This is a genomic window from Streptomyces sp. NPDC059454 (assembly GCF_042749965.1).
Classification (GTDB): Bacteria; Actinomycetota; Actinomycetes; order Streptomycetales; family Streptomycetaceae; genus Streptomyces.
The window spans coordinates 1-16,967 of sequence record NZ_JBHYVC010000032.1; the positions used below are offsets into that span (position 1 = coordinate 1).

Sequence of the window (16,967 nt, forward strand, 5' to 3'; positions counted from 1 at the left end):
GACCCCCCCCGCCGCCCCCCCCCACACTCACCCGCTCGCGCGCCCGCCCCCCCCCCAACCCACACCGCACGCGCGCCCAGGGGCACGGCCCCGCGCGGGGTCAGCGGGTCACGCGCCGCTCTCCCGCAGCATGTCCTCGCGCTCCACGAGCTTCACGCGTTCGCGGCCCTGCGGCTCGCCCAGTGCCTTCTCCGCGGCGTCCAGGCGGTACCAGCCGTCCCAGGTGGTGAAGCGGATGCCGCGTTCGGCGAGGAACGCGTCCACGGCCTCCGGGGCCGGCGACTCGGGCGTCTGGAGCCGGCCGCTCGCGTAATCCGCCAGCAGGTTCCCCACCGTCTCGTTGGCGTCGCCCTTGGTGTGGCCGATCAGGCCCACCGGACCGCGCCGGATCCAGCCGGTGACGTACGTGGAGTCCAGGTGCTCGCCGGTCTCCTGGATGACACGCCCGCCCTCGTCCGGGACCGTGCCGGAGCCGATGTCCCAGGGCAGCTTGGGAAGCTTGTCGGAGAGGTAGCCCACGGCCCGGTAGACCGCGCTGACGTCCCAGTCCTTGAACTCGCCGGTCCCCTTGACGTTGCCGGTGCCGTCGAGTTCGGTGCGCTCGGTGCGCAGGCCGACGACCTTGCCGTCCGCACCGAGGATCTCGGTGGGCGACTCGAAGAAGTGCAGGAACAGCTTGTGCGGGCGGTCGCCGGCATCGCGGATCGCCCAGTTCTCCAGGGTCTTGGCGACCATGTCGGCCTGCTTGTTGCCGCGCCGGGTCGCGATCGAGCCCTCGTCGTAGTCGATGTCCTCGGGGTCGACGATCACCTCGATGCTGGGGGAGTGGTCCAGCTCCCGCAGCTCCATCGGGCTGAACTTCGCCTGCGCCGGGCCGCGGCGGCCGAAGACGTGGACCTCCAGCGCCTTGTTGGCCTTCAGGCCCTCGTGGACGTTCGGCGGGATCTCGGTGGGCAGCAGCTCGTCGGCCGTCTTGGCCAGGATGCGGGCCACGTCGAGGGCGACGTTGCCGACACCGAGCACGGCGACCTTCTCGGCCTGGAGGGGCCAGGTGCGCGGCACGTCCGGGTGGCCGTCGTACCAGGAGACGAAGTCCGCGGCGCCGTAGGAGCCGTCGAGGTCGATGCCCGGTATGTCCAGCGCGCGGTCGGCCGTGGCGCCGGTGGCGAAGATCACCCCGTCGTAGAACGTGCGCAGATCGTCGAGGTGGACGTCGGTGCCGTAGTCCACATTGCCGAACAGCCGGATCTGCGGCTTGTCGAGCACTTGGTGCAGGGCCGTGATGATGCCCTTGATCCGCGGGTGGTCGGGGGCGACGCCGTACCGGATCAGTCCGAACGGCGCAGGCATCCGCTCGAAGATGTCGATGGACACGCCCGGTTCGGCGGCCACGTCGGACTTGAGCAGGGCGTCGGCGGCGTAGATCCCGGCGGGGCCGGATCCGACGATGGCTACCCGCAGGGGGCGGGGCATGGTCAGGTTCCCTTCGAGTGATGACAGGCGACTCGGTGGGAAGCCTAAACTGAGGCATGCCTTACCTGGTACGCGGGTCCGGTCTATGGGCTCATAAGCCTCTCTTATGAGGTCTCCTCACATGCCCTTATGTCTCAGGGAACGGGCTGTTCCGTCCAGATGACCTTGCCGGCGGGCAGATAGCGGGTGCCCCAGCGCTCGGTGAGCTGGGCGACCAGGAACAGGCCGCGTCCGCCCTCGTCCGTCATGGTTGCGTACCGCAGATGGGGTGAGGTGCTGCTGCTGTCGTACACCTCGCAGATCAGGTTGCGCTCGTACAGCATCCGCACCTGGATGGGGGTGCCGCCGTAGCGGAGCGCGTTGGTGACCAGCTCGCTCAGGATCAGCTCGGTGCTGAACGCCAGCTCGTCCAGCCCCCACTCGGCCAGCTTCCGGGTGACCGCCGCCCGCACCTCGCCGACGGCCGCCGGATCCGGCGGTACCGGCCACTGGGCGATCCGGTCGGCGGGCAGCGCCCGCGTCCGCGCCACGAGCAGCGCGATGTCGTCACCGGCTCGCGCCGGGCGCCGGGACTCCAGTACGACCCTGCAGGTGTCCTCGGGGGAGTCACCGGCCCGGGACAGTGCCTCGCGCAGCCGTTCCAGACCGACGTCGATGTCGTGCCCGCGGTCCTCGACCAGCCCGTCGGTGTAGAGGACGAGCCGGCTGCCCTCCGGCAGCTCCAGCCCGGTCGACTCGAACGGCAGACCGCCGAGTCCCAGCGGGGGGCCGGCGGGCACGTCCCAGAACTCCGCCCCGCCGTCCGGGCGGACCACGGCCGGCGGCGGATGACCCGCCCGGGCCACGGTGCAGTGCCGGGAGACCGGGTCGTAGACCGCGTACAGACAGGTCGCCCCTGTCACCGGTGCGCTCTGCTCGTCCTGTGCCTCGTCCTGGTCGATGCGCCCGACCAGCTCGTCGAGCAGGGCCAGGAGCTCGTCGGGCGGGAGGTCCAGCGCGGAGAAGTTGTGCACCGCCGTGCGCAGCCGCCCCATCGTGGCCGCCGCGTGCAGGCCGTGGCCGACGACGTCACCGACCACGAGCGCGACCCGGGCACCGGACAGCGGCAGCACGTCGAACCAGTCCCCGCCCACCCCGGCCTGCGCGGGAAGGTAGCGGTAGGCGATCTCCAGGGCGCTCTGCCCGGGCAGCGTGCGCGGCAGCAGGCTCCGCTGGAGCGTCACCGCCATGCTGTGCTCGCGCGTGTAACGGCGGGCGTTGTCGATGGAGACCGCGGCCCGGGCGACCAGTTCCTCCGCGAGGGCCAGCTCCTCGGTGTCGAACGGCTCCGCCTTCCGCGAACGCCAGAAGCTGACCACCCCGAGCACCAGCGCCCCGGCCCGCAGCGGCACGGTGACCAGCGAATGGATGCCGTACTCCATGACCTGCCCGGAGCGCTCCAGGTCCTGCGCGTGCCAGCCCGGCGCCTCGTCGAGCCGGGGCTCCAGGACCGGCCGGCCGGTGGCGAGGCTGACGCCCTGCGGGGACGACGCGACGAAGCGGATCCGCTCGTCCCTGGGGTAGAGCGGAGCGTCCGCGTCGATCCCCGCCGACGCCGCGCGGCGCAGTACGCCGGCCGCGTCGGGATGGCCGCCGGCCAGCACCGACTCGAACAGGTCCACCGTGGCGAAGTCGGCGAACCGCGGCACGGCCAGCTCGGCGAGTTCCTCGGCCGTGCGGGTGACGTCCAGGCTCGTCCCGATGCCCACACCCGCGTCGTACAGCATGTTGAGCCGCTCGCGCGACGTCTCCGCCCGGCCGGACAGGGCGCGCAGCTCGGTGGAGTCGCGGATCGTGGCCACGCTGCCGGGCGGGCCGCCCGTCCGGTCGGTGGGCCGCTGGTTGACCGCCAGCAGCCGGTCGGCCACCAGATGCACCTCGTCCGTGGCGACACGGCCCGAGGACAGCAGCTCGGCGGTGCCGGGGTCCAGGCCGATGTCCGGCACGGGCCGGCCCTCGGCGTCCCCGGGCAGGCCGAGCAGCCGGCGCGCCTCGTCGTTGACGAGCATGAGCGTCCCGTCCCCGTCGACGATGACCACTCCCTCGCGCACCGCGTGCAGTACCGCGTCGTGGTGTTCGTACATCCGGGTCATCTCGTGCGGGCCCAGACCATGGGTCTGGCGCAGCAGCCGTCTGCTGACCAGGGCCGCGCCCCAGGTGGCCAGGGCCAGCGCGGCGGCCGCCGCGCTCAGGACGAGGGGCAGCTGGTCCTCGGCCGCCCCGCCGACGTGCTCGGTCGTGATGCCGGCCGACACCAGGCCCACCACCTCGCCGCCGGCGTCCTTCACCGGCACCACCGCCTGCACCAGATGTCCGATGGTGCCCTCGATCTCCTCCACCACCGGCTCGCCGGCCAGCGCGGGCTCGATGGTGCCGACGAACCGCTTGCCGATGCGGTCCGGTCTGGGGTGCGTGTAGCGGATGCCGTCGGTGTTCATGACGACGACGAAGTCGACGTTCGCCTGCTCGCGGGCCGCCGCGGCGTGCGGCCGGAGCACGGCCGTGGGGTCGGAGGACTCCAGCGCCCCGAGGATGCCCGGCGCGTTCGCGAAGGTCTCCGCGACGGCGAGCGAACGGTTGCGGGCCTCCCGCGTGCTGTCCCGCCGCACCTGGAGCACCAGCGCCAGGACGGCGGCCACGACCAGCAGCAGCACGATCATCAGATGCAGCACGAACACCTGTCCGGCGACGCTGCGCCCGCTCAGCACCGACCGCAGTCCCGCCGCCGGACGCCACCGGAAGCGGCCGTCCGCGGCCCGCCGGCGCCGCACGGACGCCGCGGCACCGGGCCGCAGGGACGACCGGGGCCGGGATCGACCCATGAGTCGGACCATGTGCCATGTCTACACTGCCACGCCACGCGAGGCGAGGCACCCGCCCGACCGGCGGGTTGTCACCGTTCCGGCACGGGTTCCCCGGGGCGCGCGCGGCCGTCCCCCGAGGACCGCGCGCGCCCCTCCCCCGGCGCGCGACCGTCCCCCGAAAGCCGCGCGCGCTCTTCGACCGGGCCACCCCGGCAAACCGTGCTCCGCTGCCTCAGTCGGCCAGGGCGCGGGCCAGTTCCGTGGTGGCGCGGGCGATCTCGGTGTCCGGCTCGGCCAGCAGCCGGTTCAGGTCGCCGCGCCGGGCGCGCACCGCCTGCCGGGCGGCCCGCTCCCACACCACCGGGTTCTCCCTGCGGTTGAGCAGCTTGGGATACGCGGTGGCGGTGCTCTCCCACTGCCGGGCGTCGGCGATGGCCTTGAGCAGCTGGATGATCCCGGCCCGGCAGCTGACGTGCGGCAGCTGGGCCAGCTCCCAGAGGAAGGGGACCGTGGCGGCGGTCGCCTGTTCCGTGACGAAGCCGTACTGGCAGATCCGTTTCCGCAGATCCTCCAGGGCGGCGCGGGCGGTGCCGGTGTCCCCCCAGGCGATGCCGTTCAACAGCAGGGGGATGGCCGCCGCCGAGCCGGTGGAGTCCTGCATGTCGGCCCACGGCACGCGGGACAGTGCCGTGAGGGGCGTGGTCCGTGCCACTTTGGTGGGGGACGTGTGGCGCACAGGGCGCTCGCTGCTCGGCTGTTCCGTAGAAGCGCTGCGCATGGCGTTGGGTGCCTTTCCGCGGCAGTCGTGTCAGATGGGCGGTCGGGTCGACAACCGGGCCCACACCGTCTTGCCCGCCGGAGGGGTGGGGGTCCAGCCCCACCCCTCCGACAGGGCGGCGACGATGCACAGCCCCCGGCCGTGCTCCGCCGGGCCGGAGCCGTCGCCGGGTCTGCGGACGGGCGGGTGGTCGTCGGGGTCGGAGACGGTGAGCAGCAGGTGCGCGGGCTCCAGGCGGAACCCGAGCCGGATGTCCGGCGCACCCGCGCACCGCGGTGCCGCGTGTGTCACGGCGTTGGCGGCGAGCTCGGTGATCACGAGGGTGGCGTCGTCGCAGTGGTGGCCGAGCGACCAGTCGCGCAGGGTGTCCCGGGTGAAGGACCGCGCCCGCGCGAGCCCCTCCCGGCCACGTGCGAGGCGCAGTGTGACCGAGGCGGACGCGGGGCGGACGGTCTCCGGCACCGGGAGCGGCCGGCGCGGATCCGCCGTCGCCGCGCCGCGGCCACTCGTCCGTATTGCGGCGGTGGCCGGCGGCCGGAGTAACGGATGCGCAGGTGATGACACGGCATCTCCCCGATGCGACGTCAGGACGGGGCGTCAGCACGGGGGTTGACGCCGCAGCTATTATCCACGCTGACAGCGCTCGCGTGCAATTGCACGAGAAATTGCGCGAGATTTTTCCCGGTGCGCGGGCCGACGTCCGGCCGCGCACCGGGAGACACAAGAACGGCAAGGAGACAGCGGTGCCAGGAGTGCGCAACGGAGTGCGGGCCAGCCAGTTGGACGCCCGCTGGATCAAGAGCCGGTACAGCAACGCCGAGGGCAACTGTGTCGAGGTGGCCCCGCTGACCGACGGGGGGATCGCGATGCGCAACTCCCGTGACCCCGACGGCCCCGCCCTCGTCTACACGGCCGCGGAGCTGGCGGCGTTCCTGGCCGGCGCGAAGGACGGCGAGTTCGACCACCTGGTCTGAACGCCCGCGTCGCACCGGCGCCGACTGTCCCGGCCGGTGCCGGTGAGGCGGAACCCGACCCGCCACTTCCTCGGGGTTTTCGTACGCGGATGCGGTGAGGGGCAGTCAGGTGCGATAGTGTAAATCGCCCTTGTGCCGGTCTGCTGGGAGTCGGGATGTCTGCCGCGTCGCATCGAATCTCCCGCCTGGAACCCTATCTGGACAGGCTCGAGCCCGCTCCGACCCTGCTGAAGATGCTGGTCGGCGTGCAGTTGGCGGGCTTCCGTGACGATGCCGGACTGTCCCAGGACCAGGCGGCGCGCTCCGTCGGCTTCAGCGCCGCGAAACTCTCCCGCATCGAGTCCGGCAAGGGCCGCCGCCCGCCGACCGAGGCCGACGTCCGGGCATTGCTGAAGCTGTACGGCACCGACGGGTACGAGGCCTCGGTGCTGCTCAAGCTGCTCCTGCGGGCCGGGGAACCGGGCTGGTGGCAGCGGTACGACAAGCGGCTGATGCCCGAGTGGTTCGACCGTCTGGTCGGACTCCAGGAGGCCGCCGCCACCATCCGTACCTTCGAGATCCAGTACGTCCCCGGACTGCTGCAGACTGCCGCCTACACCCGCGCGGTGGTCGAGCGGGGGCTGCCGAACGCCCCGGCGAGCGAGGTGCAGCGCCGGGTCGAGCTGCGCATGCGCCGCGCCGAACTGCTGCTGCGCGAGGCCGCGCCGCAGATCTGGGCCGTCATCGACGAGTCGGTCCTGCTGCGTGTCCTGGGCAGCCCCGCGGTGATGCGCGAGCAGCTCGAGCACCTGGTGACGATGACCGAGCGGACCAATGTGACGGTGCAGATCGTGCCGCTCGACGTGACGAACGCGTCGGCTCCCGCCATCCCCGTGACCTATCTGCGCTTCGGCGGGCTCGACCTGCCCGACGTGGTCTATCTGGAGCACATCAGGAGCGCCAACTTCCTCGAGGACCGCGACGAGACGGAGGAGTACCGGATCGTGCTGGACCGCCTCGCCGACGAGGCGCTCAAGCCGCGCGACTCGGTGGAGCTGCTCCGCAGGACGATCGAGGAGCGCTACGCCACGGCGTAGCGGAAGGCACGAACACGCCGGCGCCCCCGTGGGACCCGAGAGGTCCGGCGGGGGCGCCGCGGCGTCACGGGTTACACCGGGAGCCGGCCCACACCGCCGAACTCGATCCACTCCTGGGTGAGCTGACGGGGCGCCACCTCGGTGTCCGGGCGCCAGGTGGACACCTCCACCAGGCCCGGCTCCAGGATCTCCAGACCCTCGAAGTACGACTCGACGTCCTTCGGCTCGCGCACCCGGCCCCAGTTCCCGTGGGTCGCCCGGTCCATGAAGTCGGTGACGGACTCACGGACCTCGGCGTCCTCGCTGACGAGCTGGCACATCACCATGAAGCTGCCCGGCGCCAGCCGTTCGCGCACCCGGCGGGCCAGGGCGAGCGGACCGTCGGTGTCACTGTCCGGGATGCAGTGGAAGACCGAGTTGAACAGCACGCACACCGGCTCCGAGAAGTCGATCAGCCGCCGGGTCTCCGGGTGGCCGAATATCCCGTCGGTGTCGCGCATGTCGGCCTGGATGACCACGGTGCGCTCGTCCTGCTCCAGCAGGGCACGGCCGTGCACCAGCACCATCGGGTCGTTGTCGGCGTACACCACGTGGGTGGTCGGGTCGATGCGCTGCGCGACCTGGTGGACGTTGTCCTGGGTGGGCAGACCGGAACCGTGGTCGACGTACTGCCGTATCCCGTACTCCTGCGTGAGGGTGCGGACCGCCCGCTGGAGGAAGCGCCGGTTGTTCAGTGCCAGGCGGCGGGTGCTGGGCACCACCTTGTCGAGTTCCTCGGTCGCGGCACGGTCCGCCGCGTAGTTGTCCTTGCCGCCCAAGTAGTAGTCGTACATACGCGCTGCCGTCGGCACGGTCGCGTCGATCTCGGTGGACAGCTGCTTACCGGTGTGCATCGTTCCCCCTGCGGGCCGCGCCAACTGGACTGGCTGGACAGGGAGTACATCCTAGGGAGCCATGAAGGGGCCGTGCCAGCCAGGCGGTGAACGTCGCTCGGAAGGAATGGCACGCCGTGCGCTCGGAATGACCCGGAGTGTCACATCGGGCACTCACTGTGAGCGCTTGCGCTCCGGAGAGGGGGTACGCGCAGGGTGACACCGTTTTCCCGGGGGGACCGGATCCTGGACAGCTCGACGGACCGGATCGCGAACCCCCGGGGCGCGCACCCCTTGCGCGCCCGGCACCCCCTGGCCGGACCGCACCGACATGCACCTGGCGCCGCGCCCCGGCACCGGCGTCGCGCTGCTGCCCGAGATCATCCACGCCGGCCGGACCGACCGTGCCTGCATCGACGCGCACACCGTCGGCTTCGACGAACTCGCCGCCCGCGTCGAGCGGTGCACCCCGAAGCGGGCCGCGGAGATCTGCGACGTCCCCGCCGTGCGGATCGAACGGGTGGCGGAACTCCTCGGCGACGCGCGGCGACTGCTGTCCACCGTCCTGCAGGGCGTCTACCGGTCCCATCAGGCCTCCGCCGCCGCCGTGCAGGTCGGCAACCTGCGTCTGATCCGGGGCATGCCGGGCCGCCCCGGCTGCGGGCCGCTCCAGTTGACTTCCTCACCCGGAGACGGGCCTGCTCCTCCTGCACGACCTGCACGACCTGCACGACCTGCACGACCTGCACGACCTGCACGACCTGCGCGACCTGCGCGCCCTGCATCAGGCCGCCTCGGGCAGCTCGCCGCACTGGGAGATGCTCGCCCGGGCGGCACAGGCCATCCGGGACCGGGAGCTGCTGGAGCCGGCCTCCTCCTGCCGTCCGCAGACCCTGCGCCGGATGCGCTGGACCAACACGATGATCAAGGTGCTGCCGCCGCAGCTCCTCGTCGGCGCGTGACCGGCCCGGGCGGCGGATCCCCGCCGACGCCTGCGCCGGCGGGTGTGCCCCGCTATCGTCGGGTTCGTCCCTACGGGACGTCCGTCGCCGGCGTCGCCGGCGGCCGGCCATCCGCTGCCCCGGGAGGCACGCATGGACGACTACTACGACCTCGGCGACCACCGCCGGCCCGTGACGACCTCCTCCGCCGACGCGCAACTCTGGTTCGACCGCGGGCTGGTGTGGACGTACGCGTTCAACCACGAGGAGGCGGTCGCCTGTTTCGAGAAGGCGGCCGAGGCCGACCCGGACTGCGCCATGGCCCACTGGGGCATCGCCTACGCCCTCGGCCCCAACTACAACAAGCCCTGGGAGGCCTTCGACGGCGGCGAACTCGTCGACACCGTCGCCCGCACCCACGAGGCGGTGGAGCGGGCGCACGAGAAGGCCGCGCACGCCACCCCCGTCGAGCGGGCCCTCATCGAGGCCCTGCGCGCCCGCTACCCGCAGGCGGAGGCCGCCGAGGACTGCTCGGTGTGGAACGAACCCTACGCGGACCGGATGCTCGCCGTGTACGAGGACGCCCCCGGCGACCCGGACGTGGCCACGCTCTGCGCCGACGCCCTGATGAACCTCACCCCCTGGCAGCTGTGGGACCTCAGGACCGGCCGTCCGGCCGACGGCGCCCGCACCCTGGAGGCCAAGGCCGTCCTCGACGGCGCGCTCGCCACCGAAGCGGGCGCCCGGCACCCCGGCGTCCTCCACCTGTACGTCCACCTGATGGAGATGTCCCCCACGCCGGAAGCCGCCCTCACCGTCGCCGACCGGCTGCGCGGCGCCGTGCCCGACGCCGGGCACCTGCACCACATGCCCTCGCACCTGGAAGTGCTCTGCGGCGACTACCGCCGGGTCGTCTCCGACAACACCGTCGCCGTCGCCGCCGACGAGAAGTACCTCGAGCGGGCCGGCGCCATGAACTTCTACACGCTCTACCGCGCCCACAACCACCACTTCAGGATCTACGGCGCCATGTTCGCCGGCCAGTCACAGGTCGCCCTGGACGCCGCCGCGCGGCTCGAGGCCGCCGTCCCCGAGGAACTCCTGCGGGTACAGAGCCCGCCCATGGCCGACTGGCTCGAGGGGTTCCTGGCGATGCGCGTCCACGTCCTGATCCGCTTCGGCCGCTGGGACGACGTCCTGGCGCTGCCGTTCCCCGCCGACCCGGAGCTGTACTGCGTGACCACCGCCATGCTCCACTACGCGCGGGGCGTCGCCCTCTCCGCGACCGGCGCCACCGACGGGGCCGAGGCGGAGCGGGCCGGCTTCCGCGCGGCCGTGGACCGCGTCCCCGGGACCCGGATGCTCTTCAACAACACCTGCCACGACATCCTCGCCATCGCGTCGGCGATGCTGGACGGCGAACTCGCCTACCGCAAGGGCGAGTACGACACCGCCTTCGCCGCGCTGGAGCGGTCGGTCGAGCTGGACGACAACCTGCCCTACGACGAGCCCTGGGGCTGGATGCAGCCCACCCGGCACGCCTACGGGGCGCTGCTGTTGGAGCAGGGCCGCGTCGAAGAGGCCGAAGCCGTGTACCGGGCCGACCTCGGCCTCGACGGCACCCTGCCCCGGCCCCTGCAGCACCCGGGCAACGTCTGGGCGCTGCACGGGTTCCACGAGTGCCTGCTGCGCACCGGGAGGACCGGGGAGGCGGCGATCATCGCCCAGCAGCTCAAGCAGGCGACCGCGCTGGCGGACGTACCCGTCGAGGCATCCTGCTTCTGCCGGCTGGAGACCCACCGCCCGGGGGCCCTTGGCGCGGCCCGCCCCTGCCACTGAACCGGCCCGCCCGGGCCGGTTCGGCGGGGCCGGACCGGCCGGCCTCAGCTCGCTTCGACGACGTCCTGGAACGTCTTCATGCAGGAGAAGCAGTGCCGGTCCGTCATGTGCCGACGAGTCGACTCGTCCTGCTTCTCCACTCCGCAGAGCGTGGATGACTTGTCCGACGTGAGGACATGCCACACCAGCTCTCCCGAAGTGTCTGCACCGCACCACATCTCGTGCATTCCCAGCTCCCTCCGGGTAGGCATGGGGGCCGCTTCCATACGAGCACGGCCCGGGCCCGGACGGCTCGTCCGGCGAGCCAGTCGGGTGATGTGCGGGCCGGAACGCATATCGGTGGTGCGGACCGGATCCCGGAAGGACGACGAAGGCGCCGGTCGTGGTGCGCCCGTCGCGCGGGCCGGGCGGACGACGGGTGACCGTGCGCGGTGAGATCGCCGGCCTCGCGAACTCCGGCCGGGACGTGGTGGAGTCCCCGCGGCGCGCGGGACCGCCGGAGGACGAACGGCTGGTGGACGATCCCGCCCGGGTCCAAGTGGGCCGGCGGCCGCGCCCACGTCTACGACGCGGCGCAAGGACCCCGCCGACCGCCGACCGCCGAGGAACCGAGAGCGGCGCGGGCCGCCTCCGCACACCGCGGCCACCGTCGGCGCCGACTCCGACGGTGACCGCGCCTGTCCGTATACCCCCACTTCACACCCGGATGCCGTGCCCGCGGGCGCGGCCGCCTCCGGGTGCCCGAGCCCGCCGCGAAGCCCCGCGCCCCGGCGCCCGGGACGCCCGGCGCGGCGCACGAGACCGGTGAGATTGCCGGTCCGCACCGGCCCCCTCCTCTCCGACAGTGGCACCGCCAGTCAATCGGCGGCACCCCGGCCGGGGCACGGCCCCCACCACACCGTGATCCCCGTGCACCGGCCGGCCGGCTCGCCGCGACAGAGAGGACCACTCGTCGTGCAGCAGCACCCCCACACCAGCAGGCGCAGGACCGGCAGGCTCGCCGCACTGACCGCGGCCGTCGCCGTCGTCGTCGGCCTCACCACCATCGGCGGCCCCGGCGCCCAGGCGGCCGACAACCCCTACGAGCGCGGCCCGGCACCGACCGAATCGAGCATCGAGGCGTCGCGCGGCCCGTACGCCGTGTCGGACATCTCCGTCTCCTCGCTGTCCGTCACCGGCTTCGGCGGAGGCACCATCTACTACCCGACCAGCACCGCCGACGGCACCTTCGGGGCGATCGCCATCTCGCCCGGTTACACCGCCTACCAGTCCTCCATCGCCTGGCTGGGCCCGCGCCTGGCCTCGCAGGGCTTCGTGGTGTTCACCATCGACACCAACTCCACCCTCGACCAGCCCGCCTCCCGTGGTGACCAGCTGCTCGCCGCGCTGGACTACCTCACCCAGCGCAGCGCGGTCCGCGGCCGCGTCGACAGCAGCCGGCTCGGCGTCATGGGCCACTCGATGGGCGGCGGCGGAACCCTCGAAGCCGCCAAGGACCGGCCCTCGCTCCAGGCCGCGATCCCGCTGACGCCCTGGAACCTCGACAAGACCTGGTCCGAGGTCAGGACCCCCACCCTCCTCTTCGGGGCCGACGGCGACACCATCGCCTCCGTCTCCAGCCACGCCGAGCCCCTCTACACCGGTCTGCCGTCCTCCCTGGACCGGGCCTACATCGAGCTGAACGGCGCCACCCACTTCACGCCCAACTCGTCGAACACGACGATCGCCAAGTACAGCGTTTCCTGGCTGAAGCGGTTCATCGACAACGACACCCGCTACGAGCAGTTCCTGTGCCCGCTGCCCCGGCCGAGCCTGACGATCGAGGAGTCCCGGGGCAACTGCCCGCACACCTCCTGAGGATCCCGAACTCCCGCCGAACGACCAACCGGTGGCGGTCCGCGCACGACGCGGGCCGCCACCGGCGTTGTGCGCGCGCATCGCCGGACGCCGGGCGTCCTGGGCCCCGGCACACGCGTGGACGCGCCCCCTCCACCTCACCTTACGCGTGAGTAAGATCGAGTGGATGACCGGACAGACGACCCCGCGGGGGCAGGTGATCCACCGGCTGCCGTACGGGCTGCGCACCGACGTCGGCGTCCACGTCGTGACCGGTGAACCCGGTTGCGGCCGTACGGCGTTCCTGGAGCACGCCGCCGGCTCCTTCCGTGCCGGACCGGTGTGGCACGTACGCGCCGACCCCGGCCGCAGCGCACCGCCGCTGAGCGGCCTGCACACCTTGCTGCGTGCCGCCGGCCGTACCGTGCGGACCGCCGGGGACGGTACGGCGGGGGAGGCGCTGTTCGACGTCCTGCGCACGGCGGCCGACGCGTCGCCGCTCCTGGTGTGCGTGGACGACGCACACCTGTGGGACGCCGCGTCGCGCGCCGCGCTGGGGCACGCCGCCGCACGGGTGCGCGCGGCGGGGGTCCGGGCGGGGCTGCTCCTCACGGTTCCCGGACACCGGCCCGTCGACCGGGAGTTGGCGGCACTGCCCGTGCTGCGGCTGGGTCCGCTGACGCCCGGGGACGCGGCCCGTGTGGTCGACGACGTGACCGGCGGTGCCGTCGATCCCGGCGTGCGCGAGGAACTGGTGACGGCGGCCGAGGGCAACCCCGCGCTGCTGCTGGCGCTGATCCACCGGCTCTCGCCCGCCCAGCTCGGCGGGCGCCGGGCGCTGCCCCGGCCGCTGGCCGACGGGGAGGTCCTCACCGCGGTGGCCGGCGGGTGCCTGACCGGCGTACCACCGGACCGGGCCGACCTGCTGCTGACGGCGGCGGCCGCCGCGCGCGCGACGGGGGAACCGGACGCCGACGCGGACCTCGTACGGCGAGCGGCCGGGGCCGACGCGATGCGGCCGTTGCCCGAGGTACTGGCCCTGGCCGAGGGCCGCCTGCGGTTCCGCAGCGCGCTGCTGGGAAGGGCGGTGTACGCCGGTGCGCCGCCCGAGCGACGCCGTGCCGCGCACCGCGCACTGGCCGCGTGCCTGGCGGACACCGGTGCGGACGGCGTCCTCGCGCTGCTGCACCGCTCCTGGACGGTCACGGGCCACGCCCCCGCCCTCGCGGCCGAACTCGCGGCGGCAGCGGCCTCCGCGCCGCAGCCGGGCCTGCGCCGCAGGGCGCTCACCCGCGCCGCCGAACTGACGACGGACGAGGCGGAGCGGGCACACCGCTACACCGACGCCGCGGCACAGGCCCTGCTCGCCGGGCACCCTCCCGGGGCCCTGCGCCTGCTCGACGCCGCCCGCAGTCGCCCGGCCCCCGCGTCCGTACGCGGCGGGGCGGAACTCCTGCGCGGCGCGGTGCTCCTCGCCGACGGGCCGGTGGACGACGCCCGCGAGTCCTTCCTGCTGGCCGCGGACCTGCTCGCAGAGACCGGCCACGAGGCCGCCGGCACGGCGACGCTGGGAGCGGCGGACGCGGCATGGGCGGCGGGCGACCTGACCTCCTGCCTCCACGCCCTCACCCCCACCCGGGCGCTCTCCTCCGAGGCCCCGGCCGCCGGCCTGCGTTCCGTACTGCTGCAAGATCACCGGGACGGGATGCGGGCCGTGCTGCTGGGGCGGTTCGACCGTGCCGCCGGCCCGCTGCGGCGGGTGGTCGAGCGCGGGCTGTCCGGCGACGAGCCCGAGCCGCTCCTGCGGTCCGCCTCCGCCGCGCTCATGCTCGGTGACGTGACCGCCGCCCGCCGCGCCGGCGCCCGGGCCCTCGCCGCGGCCCGCACCCTCGGCTCCGCCGCCCTCGAACCGAGGGCGCTGGAATACCTGGCCTACGCCGAACTGCGGGCCGGACGCCACCAGCTCGCCCGGACCCACGCCGAGGAGGGGCTGCGCACCGCGTCGCGGACCGGACAGCGGAACACGGCCGCCCACCACCACGCGGTACTGGCGCTCGCCGCGTCCATCGAGGGGGAGCGGGAGATCGTCGCCGAGCACGTCGCCGCGGCCCTGCGCACCGCACGCCGGCACGGACTCGCGCAGGCCGCGACGCTCGCCCAGTGGGCCGCGGCCCGCGCCGACCTCGGCGCCGGCCGCCCCCGTGAGGCCGCGGACCGGCTGGGCCCCCTGGTCCGCCCCGGTGCCCGCCGCGGCCACTTCGCGGTGTGGATGCTCGCCGTCCCCTGCTTCGTGGAGGCCACGGCGCTCGCCGGACGCCCCGAGCACGCGGCCGCGGTCGTCGAGGACTTCGCCCTGTGGGCCGCCTGCGGAGCCGACCCGCAGGCCCCCGCCCAGCTCCTGCGCTGCCGCGCCCTCCTGGCCGCCCCGGACGCGGCCGACACCCTTTACCTGCGTGCCCTGGACCGCCATGAGGAGACGGCCGGGGACTTCGAGCGGGCCCGCACGGAACTGCTCTACGGCAAGTGGCTGCGGCGCAGACGCAGGCTGCGCGAGGCGCGGAACCGTCTCGGGGAGGCGCTGATGGACTTCGAGCGCTGCGGCGCGCACCTGTGGGCGCAACAGGCCGCCGCCGAGTCGCGGGCGGGCGGTGCGGCCCCCGGCCGGGAGCCGGGGAGCTGTCCCGGCTGACCCCGCAGCAGCTGCGTATCGCACGGCGCGTCGCCGAGGGCGCCACCAACCGGGAGGTGGCCCTGAGCCTGTCCGTCAGCACCCGCACCGTCGACTACCACCTGCGGAACATCTTCGCCACCCTGGGGGTCCGTTCCCGGGTCGAGCTGGTCCGCCTCGTCGGACAGGCGGAAAAGACCGGTGCACAACCCTAGGGACCGACCGGACGGTATGCCATCCTTCGGGGCAGGACGAGTCCGACGGCGGCCGGCCCGCGGGCTCCCCGTACCGGCCGGGCGCCGGTACGGGGACCGCTGCCGCGCGGGCACCGCCGGGAAGCCGACCCTGGGGGAGATGCGCGATGCGACACGCCGTACGGCCACGTACCCTGCCGCGCCCCGGACCCGTGCCCGCTCCACGGCCCCGGACACCGCGCGTGCGGTCGCTGATCGATGCCGACGCGCTGCGCGTGCTGCACCGGGCCGCCCGCGTCCTGCTGGACGACCTGCCCCAGCTCACCGACGGGCTGGTCGCCGCACTGCAGGAGCAGGAGCCCGCGTACCGGGCCGCGGTGGAGGGGGACGCCACCACGACCTGGCAGGAGGTGCACCGCTCGCTGCGGCACAGCATCTCCTCGCTGCTCGATCCGCGGGGCGCCCGCGACGCGGCGCGGCGCTGCACCTGGAAGATCGGCGCCACGCGCGCCGAGCAGGGGCTGCCGCTGGACGCCCTGCTGCACGCCTTCCGGCTGGGCGGCTCGCTGGTGTGGCAGGGCCTGGTCGACGAGACATCCCGGACGGCGCCCGAGGACGTACGGCTGCTGGTGCACGTGGCGTCCGACGTGTGGGACTTCGTCGACGAGCACTGCACCCTCGTCGCGGACGCCTACCGGCAGACCGAGCGACAACTGGCGTGGCGGAGGGAGAACAGGGTGCGTCTGCTGGCCGCGGCCCTGCTGGACGGCACGAGCAGGATCGCCGACCTGCCCGAGGCCGCGCAGGCGCTGAGCCTGCCCGAGCACGGGCGGTACGTGGTCGTCGCGGTCGCCGGCGGCCGGCCCACCGGTTGTTCCGGTGCCCAAGCGGCCCTCGCTCCGGGTGTGCGCGTGCACTGGCACACGGGTGTGGACGCCGATTACGGCATCGTCCTGGCCGAGGACGGTACGGAGCCCGTCGTGCCCAAGGAGCAGGTGGCCGGTGCGCGGGTGGGCGTCAGCAGCGCGGTCGACGGGCTGTCCGCCGTGGGGGAGGCGCGGCGGCTGGCGGACACCGCACTGAGCCTGTGTCCCGAGCAGGGCGGTACGGTCCACCTGACCGAGCACCTGCCGGCGGCGCTGGTGGTGTCGAGTCCCGAACTCGGCGCCGCGCTGGCCGAGCGGCTGCTCGGCCCGCTGGCCCACCTCGAACCCGCCGACGCGAAGGTCCTGCTGGACACCCTGGCCACCTGGCTGGCCTGCGACGGCTCGGCCCAACGGGCCAGCCGGCGCCTGTACTGCCACCGCAACACCGTCCTCAACCGCCTCCGCCGCTACGAACAGCTCACCGGCCGCTCCCTCTCCCGCCCCACCGACCTGATCGAGGTCAGCCTGGCCCTGACGGCCCGCACCTATCTGACGTAACTGCGAGGCGTCCGACGCAACCGCGCCCACTCGTGCCGTATGACCGCGC

Annotated in this window: 12 protein-coding genes and 2 pseudogenes; 9 read left to right on the plus strand and 5 right to left on the minus strand. The window is 73.6% G+C overall.

The window, feature by feature from the left end; genetic code table 11:
• Positions 1-108 precede the first annotated feature (108 nt).
• The 4 genes from ACFXAE_RS21725 to ACFXAE_RS21740 form a co-directional block, all read right to left on the minus strand.
• Complete coding sequence (locus ACFXAE_RS21725) at positions 109-1,473, minus strand: FAD-dependent oxidoreductase (RefSeq protein WP_384717258.1); 1,365 nt, start codon at positions 1,471-1,473, stop codon at positions 109-111.
• A 134-nt stretch (positions 1,474-1,607) separates the two neighbouring features.
• Complete coding sequence (locus ACFXAE_RS21730; protein ID WP_384717261.1) at positions 1,608-4,334, minus strand: SpoIIE family protein phosphatase; 2,727 nt, start codon at positions 4,332-4,334, stop codon at positions 1,608-1,610.
• 214 nt (positions 4,335-4,548) lie between these two features.
• The gene (locus ACFXAE_RS21735; RefSeq protein WP_384717264.1) at positions 4,549-5,094 is read right to left on the minus strand and encodes a hypothetical protein; all 546 of its coding nucleotides are present in this window, start codon (positions 5,092-5,094) and stop codon (positions 4,549-4,551) included.
• Between the two features lie 30 nt (positions 5,095-5,124).
• The gene (locus tag ACFXAE_RS21740) at positions 5,125-5,682 is read right to left on the minus strand and encodes an ATP-binding protein (protein WP_384717431.1); all 558 of its coding nucleotides are present in this window, start codon (positions 5,680-5,682) and stop codon (positions 5,125-5,127) included.
• A 155-nt stretch (positions 5,683-5,837) separates the two neighbouring features.
• Here ACFXAE_RS21740 and ACFXAE_RS21745 point away from each other — a divergent pair, with 155 nt between their 5' ends.
• Both ACFXAE_RS21745 and ACFXAE_RS21750 read left to right on the plus strand, forming a co-directional pair.
• The gene (locus tag ACFXAE_RS21745) at positions 5,838-6,068 is read left to right on the plus strand and encodes a DUF397 domain-containing protein (protein WP_384717267.1); all 231 of its coding nucleotides are present in this window, start codon (positions 5,838-5,840) and stop codon (positions 6,066-6,068) included.
• Between the two features lie 155 nt (positions 6,069-6,223).
• Positions 6,224-7,144, plus strand: coding sequence for a helix-turn-helix domain-containing protein (locus tag ACFXAE_RS21750; RefSeq protein ID WP_384717270.1), 921 nt, complete (start codon positions 6,224-6,226; stop codon positions 7,142-7,144).
• Between the two features lie 71 nt (positions 7,145-7,215).
• Here ACFXAE_RS21750 and ACFXAE_RS21755 read toward each other — a convergent pair whose 3' ends face one another.
• Positions 7,216-8,037 (minus strand): SAM-dependent methyltransferase, encoded by an 822-nt coding sequence (locus ACFXAE_RS21755; RefSeq protein ID WP_384717273.1) that lies wholly within the window; start codon positions 8,035-8,037, stop codon positions 7,216-7,218.
• A 310-nt stretch (positions 8,038-8,347) separates the two neighbouring features.
• On the opposite strand from ACFXAE_RS21755, the pseudogene ACFXAE_RS21760 reads away from it, so the two are divergent.
• From ACFXAE_RS21760 to ACFXAE_RS21790, 7 genes and pseudogenes are all read left to right on the plus strand, one after another.
• Positions 8,348-8,704 (plus strand): annotated as a pseudogene (locus ACFXAE_RS21760) (nitrate reductase); the annotation flags it as partial.
• Positions 8,703-8,978, plus strand: a pseudogene (locus tag ACFXAE_RS21765) (hypothetical protein); the annotation flags it as partial. The pseudogenes ACFXAE_RS21760 and ACFXAE_RS21765, both read left to right, overlap by 2 nt.
• 132 nt (positions 8,979-9,110) lie before the next feature.
• Positions 9,111-10,796 (plus strand): tetratricopeptide repeat protein, encoded by a 1,686-nt coding sequence (locus tag ACFXAE_RS21770; protein WP_384717276.1) that lies wholly within the window; start codon positions 9,111-9,113, stop codon positions 10,794-10,796.
• A gap of 954 nt (positions 10,797-11,750) precedes the next feature.
• Positions 11,751-12,653 (plus strand): alpha/beta hydrolase family protein, encoded by a 903-nt coding sequence (locus ACFXAE_RS21775; protein ID WP_384717279.1) that lies wholly within the window; start codon positions 11,751-11,753, stop codon positions 12,651-12,653.
• Between the two features lie 166 nt (positions 12,654-12,819).
• Complete coding sequence (locus tag ACFXAE_RS21780) at positions 12,820-15,321, plus strand: LuxR family transcriptional regulator (protein WP_384717282.1); 2,502 nt, start codon at positions 12,820-12,822, stop codon at positions 15,319-15,321.
• Complete coding sequence (locus ACFXAE_RS21785) at positions 15,243-15,515, plus strand: helix-turn-helix transcriptional regulator (RefSeq protein WP_384717285.1); 273 nt, start codon at positions 15,243-15,245, stop codon at positions 15,513-15,515. The genes ACFXAE_RS21780 and ACFXAE_RS21785 overlap by 79 nt, the downstream gene beginning before the upstream one ends.
• 146 nt (positions 15,516-15,661) lie before the next feature.
• The gene (locus ACFXAE_RS21790) at positions 15,662-16,918 is read left to right on the plus strand and encodes a helix-turn-helix domain-containing protein (RefSeq protein ID WP_384717288.1); all 1,257 of its coding nucleotides are present in this window, start codon (positions 15,662-15,664) and stop codon (positions 16,916-16,918) included.
• Positions 16,919-16,967 lie beyond the last annotated feature (49 nt).

What these genes read in the sequence shown, in the direction of transcription:
- ACFXAE_RS21725 (WP_384717258.1), bottom strand. Translation starts at nt 1,473, where the DNA reads ATGCCCCGCCCCCTGCGGGTAGCCATCGTCGGATCCGGCCCCGCCGGG.
- ACFXAE_RS21730 (WP_384717261.1), bottom strand. Translation starts at nt 4,334, where the DNA reads ATGGGTCGATCCCGGCCCCGGTCGTCCCTGCGGCCCGGTGCCGCGGCG.
- ACFXAE_RS21735 (WP_384717264.1), bottom strand. Translation starts at nt 5,094, where the DNA reads ATGCGCAGCGCTTCTACGGAACAGCCGAGCAGCGAGCGCCCTGTGCGC.
- ACFXAE_RS21750 (WP_384717270.1), top strand. Translation starts at nt 6,224, where the DNA reads ATGTCTGCCGCGTCGCATCGAATCTCCCGCCTGGAACCCTATCTGGAC.
- ACFXAE_RS21755 (WP_384717273.1), bottom strand. Translation starts at nt 8,037, where the DNA reads ATGCACACCGGTAAGCAGCTGTCCACCGAGATCGACGCGACCGTGCCG.
- ACFXAE_RS21770 (WP_384717276.1), top strand. Translation starts at nt 9,111, where the DNA reads ATGGACGACTACTACGACCTCGGCGACCACCGCCGGCCCGTGACGACC.
- ACFXAE_RS21780 (WP_384717282.1), top strand. Translation starts at nt 12,820, where the DNA reads ATGACCGGACAGACGACCCCGCGGGGGCAGGTGATCCACCGGCTGCCG.
- ACFXAE_RS21790 (WP_384717288.1), top strand. Translation starts at nt 15,662, where the DNA reads ATGCGACACGCCGTACGGCCACGTACCCTGCCGCGCCCCGGACCCGTG.